4 protein-coding genes and 2 pseudogenes are annotated in these 3,872 nt (G+C 66.3%); 2 read left to right on the top strand and 4 right to left on the bottom strand.

Features of this window, described 5'->3' with window-relative positions; all coding sequences use genetic code 11:
* The 3 genes and pseudogenes from K8V11_RS09600 to K8V11_RS09590 all read right to left on the bottom strand — a co-directional run.
* Positions 1-438, bottom strand: a 438-nt coding sequence (locus tag K8V11_RS09600; protein WP_303913279.1) for a hypothetical protein, incomplete at its 3' end; no start/stop codon positions are given.
* Between the two features lie 155 nt (positions 439-593).
* Positions 594-917, bottom strand: a pseudogene (locus tag K8V11_RS09595) (DUF2304 domain-containing protein); the annotation flags it as partial.
* Positions 917-1,669, bottom strand: coding sequence for a glycosyltransferase family 2 protein (locus K8V11_RS09590; RefSeq protein ID WP_303913276.1), 753 nt, complete (start codon positions 1,667-1,669; stop codon positions 917-919). The pseudogene K8V11_RS09595 and the gene K8V11_RS09590, both read right to left, overlap by 1 nt.
* A gap of 180 nt (positions 1,670-1,849) precedes the next feature.
* Here K8V11_RS09590 and K8V11_RS09585 point away from each other — a divergent pair, with 180 nt between their 5' ends.
* Both K8V11_RS09585 and K8V11_RS09580 read left to right on the top strand, forming a co-directional pair.
* The gene (locus tag K8V11_RS09585; RefSeq protein WP_303913275.1) at positions 1,850-2,746 is read left to right on the top strand and encodes a glycosyltransferase; all 897 of its coding nucleotides are present in this window, start codon (positions 1,850-1,852) and stop codon (positions 2,744-2,746) included.
* 77 nt (positions 2,747-2,823) lie between these two features.
* Positions 2,824-3,258, top strand: a complete 435-nt coding sequence (locus K8V11_RS09580) for a VOC family protein (protein ID WP_303913272.1) — start codon at positions 2,824-2,826, stop codon at positions 3,256-3,258.
* 131 nt (positions 3,259-3,389) lie between these two features.
* Here the strand turns inward: K8V11_RS09580 and K8V11_RS09575 are convergent.
* A pseudogene (locus K8V11_RS09575) lies at positions 3,390-3,872 on the bottom strand (3,4-dioxygenase subunit beta); the annotation flags it as partial.

The raw sequence follows: 3,872 nt of genomic DNA, 5'->3' as shown, positions 1-3,872 counted from the left end.
GGACTGCGCCGCCTGCGTGGCGGCCGTGCCGAGCAGGTCGCAGGACCTGGTGAGCTCCGCCGAAAGAATGTCGAGCGGACGTAGCGGCCCTCCGGGTGCGAAGAGCGCGCCACGCGCGGTGACGTACTCGGCCCTCGGCTGCGACCGGAAGCGGCCCTCGCCGTGCGAGTCGAGTTTCGCGGCGAGGGCGTCGATCCGCGCGGCAACTGCCTCGGCCGCGGCGCCGATCGGACGCAGCCAGGTGTCCGGCGAGCGCCAGGCCTCCGATGGCTGCGTGGTTTCCGGCTCGAGACCGGCCGCGTCGGCCTGCGGGCGGCGCTCGCCGCCGTCATCGGGAATGGTCGAACCGAGTGCCTCGCGGATGCCGCGGGCGATGTACTTAAGGCGTGCGCCGAGGTCGGCGGACGAGCGGGCGGCGGAGGGTGCGGGCGAGGTCACGAGCCGGACTGGCCGGTGGACGGGCGCGCGTTCTCCGTTCCTGTGTCGGGCTTGAATGCGCCGGGTGCTGGGGCACCGGTTTCGGGGGCGCCGGACTCCTTACCGCCGGACGCCGGAGCCGCGGAGAATGGCGAGGCGCCTGGCATCGACTCGCCGGGGCGCACCGCGTTCTGCAGCGCGACGGCGCGGGCGAGACGTGCATAACGCAGGTCCTGCTCGCGGAATCGGACATATGTAGAGACCGTGACGAACGCGAACGCCATGATGAGGATGTACAGCAGCAGGTCGGTGCCGCGGCCGATGCCGATCTGGTTCGCGAGCCACGTGAGGTCGTCGGGACGGATCACCGCGTAGAGGCCGCCGATGAGGAATACGACGAAGCCCATCTTGACGCCGGCCTTGGCGCGCGCCTTACGCCGGTTCGACAGGAAGAACGCGACGAGCCCGACAGCGGCGAGGAGCAGGAGGATCTTGACTATCACGGCAGCCTCTTTCCGACCAGACCGTCCGAGAGGATATTGACGCCGTTGAGCAGCGACTGCCCCTTCGACATCGAATAGTCGGTGTACAGGATGTCGACGGGCTGCTCGCCGACGCGCCAGCCCTCTGAGTCCATGAGCGCGACGAACTCGCTGGCGTGGGACATTCCGTTCATGCGCAGATTGAGCCCCTCGGCGACCGTGCGGTTGAAGACGCGCAGCCCGTTGTGGGCGTCGGTGAGACCGAGCCGGCGCGTGCGTGGGGAAAGCAGCACGACCGTTTTGAGCACGAACCGCTTGATGAGGGGGACCTGATCGTCGCCGTCATCGTCGCGGTCGCGACCGAAGCGGGTGCCGACGACGATGTCGAGGGGCTCGCTGCGTAGCCGCTCGACCATCGCGAGAACGTCCTTGACCTGGTGCTGGCCGTCCGCGTCGAAGGTGACGAAATACTGCGCACCGGGCTGGGCGCGGGCGTACTCGACTCCGGTCTGGATCGCGGCACCCTGCCCGAGGTTCACCGGATGCTGAACGAGATGCGCGCCGGCGGCGTGGATAGCTGCCGCGGAATCATCGGCCGAGCCGTCGTCGACGGCCACGATGTTGGGGAACGTCTCCCGCGCGCTGCGCAGCACGTCCTCGATGACCGTGCCCTCGTTGAAACAGGGCACCACGAGCCACACGTCGCGGTTGCCCGCGCCGCGCGTGTTGTCTGTGTCCGGGAATGTGCCCGGGGAAATCTCGCCGCTCATTTCGGGTCGATACTATGCCAAATGCGGTCAAAAGACGCGCACCGCGTGCAAGATTGAGCACATAGCCACGCATCGCCGCCGCGAAAAGGGCGGCGAGGCGCGGCCGCAAAGCATGCCACGATCGAAAACGCGCAGCGCGAACACCCGCCTGCCCGCGCGGAGAAGGGAACCGGAACCTACATGTCCATCGATGTGATGCTGCCGTATTACGGAGACGTCGACCACTTCAAGAAGGCCGTCGACAGCGTCGTGGCGCAGAGCTTTTCCGACTTCCGGCTCATCGTGGTCGACGACGGTTTCCCGGACCCCGAGCCCGCCCGCTACATGGGTGAGCTCGCGGCACGGGATTCGCGCGTGACCTACGAGAAGAACGAGGTCAACCTCGGCGCGAACGGCAACTACCGCAAGTGCCTCGGCATGGTCGAGGCCCCCACGGTTGTCGTGATGGGCGCCGACGACATCATGCTCCCCGGCTACCTGCAGGCCGTACACGACGGCTTCGCCGCACAGCCTGACGCCGCCGTCTTCGAATGCGGTGTCGCCGTGATCGACGAGAACGGCGTACCCGCGAAATCGCTTGCCGACGCCGTCAAGGCGTGGAACTCGCCGCTGTCGGATCCGAACGGCCGCAAGGTCCTCGGCGGCGAAGACCTCATGGTTTCGCTCATGCACGGCAACTGGACGTACTTCCCCTCGCTCGCGTGGAATGCCGAGTGGATCGGGAAGATCGGCTTCCGGGAGGGTCTTGACGTCGTGCAGGACCTAGCCCTCCTGGTCGACACTATTTCCGCCGGCGGCAAGATGGTCATCGATCCGACGCTCGCGTTCCTGTACCGCCGCCATTCGGCGTCGGATTCCTCGGTCCGTGCGCTCGACGGACGCCGTTTCGCCGAGGAGTCTCGTTTCTTCGCGGGCGAGGCGAAGTCGTTCGCCGACCGCGGTTGGAAGAAGGCGGCGCGAGCCGCGCGCCTCCACTGGACTTCGCGCCTAAACGCGGCCACGCTGCTTCCGACGGCGCTCAAGGCCGGCAAGCTCTGCGAAGGCGGGCCGAAGCTCGTCCGCCACATTTTCGGGTAGGCCGCGGACATGGGGCCGCGGTGTGGCGAGTATTCGCCACACCGCGGCTCTTCTATTGCCTGTGTCACCATGCGCACATGGGTATTGCACCGAACTTTTCTATCGTCACGCTCGGAGTTGCAGATATACACACCAGCGCGTCCTTCTATCGAGCGCTTGGATGGGAGCAACGCGGGGACCCCTCCCAGGGAATTACCTGGTTTCGCACCTCGGGCACATGGATCGGCTTGTTCGGCTACACCGATCTAGCAGACGATGTTGGCGTGGCGGCCAACGAGTCTCAGGGATTTCGCGGGATTACGCTGGCGCTCAATTTCAATAATGTGGCGGCAGTCGATTCCGCGTTAGAACTGGCCGTTGAAGCCGGAGGTAAGCTGGTAAAGGTAGCCGAGCGTACGGAATGGGGCGGGTACTCCGGCTATTTTGCCGATCCTGACGGGTACTTGTGGGAGGCAGCCTACGCGCCGATGTTTCCCGTAGACGAAAACGGAGCGATCGACATCTCGACGTGACATCGGACACCAGCCGTTCCCGCACACCACGTTGTGGTTACGGTCAGCGCTCACGAGGCGCCAGAACGTACCTTTACGTGGTGTGCGTGACCGGCAGCCGGGTTGGAGGCGCTCAAACTCCGGACGCGAAGCTAGGCCGCCTCGGTCGAGCCGCTCGCCGACACGGAGGCCTGTTCCGGCGGTGCCCCCATCGGCCCACCGTCAGCCGGTGCTCCGTCGGGCGGGGTTCCGCCGCCTGGGCCACCAGCGCCCGGGCCACCAGCCCCACCCGGCATCCCGCCGGACATCTCCTGCTCGGTGGTCGTGTCGATCGGCACGTCGATGGACACCGTGTACCCGGAGCTCGCATCGCCGGTAACCGTCGCCACCTGCTGGTCCCAGCCGTCGGAGAACACGTTGTCGGTGGCGAGCGTGATCTTCGAGAGGTTGCTCGCCGACCCGGTGTAGCCGGTCAACGCATAAACTTGCGTCGCCACGTCCTCGGGGATCGCAAGCTGCGAGGTCAGCACGTTGTTCGTCGCGTCGGAGATCGACGCCTTGTCCGGGAAGACTTCGAAGTGGATGTGTGGCCAGCGGCCGGAGTAGCAGCCGGGCATGATCGAGGTGAACCTCAC

The sequence above is a fragment of the Dietzia timorensis genome (assembly GCF_020742175.1).
GTDB classification, from domain to species: domain Bacteria; phylum Actinomycetota; class Actinomycetes; order Mycobacteriales; family Mycobacteriaceae; genus Dietzia; species Dietzia timorensis_A.
The sequence above is the reverse complement of the archived record's forward strand: the minus strand, read 5'-3'. Positions and strand labels throughout refer to the sequence as shown.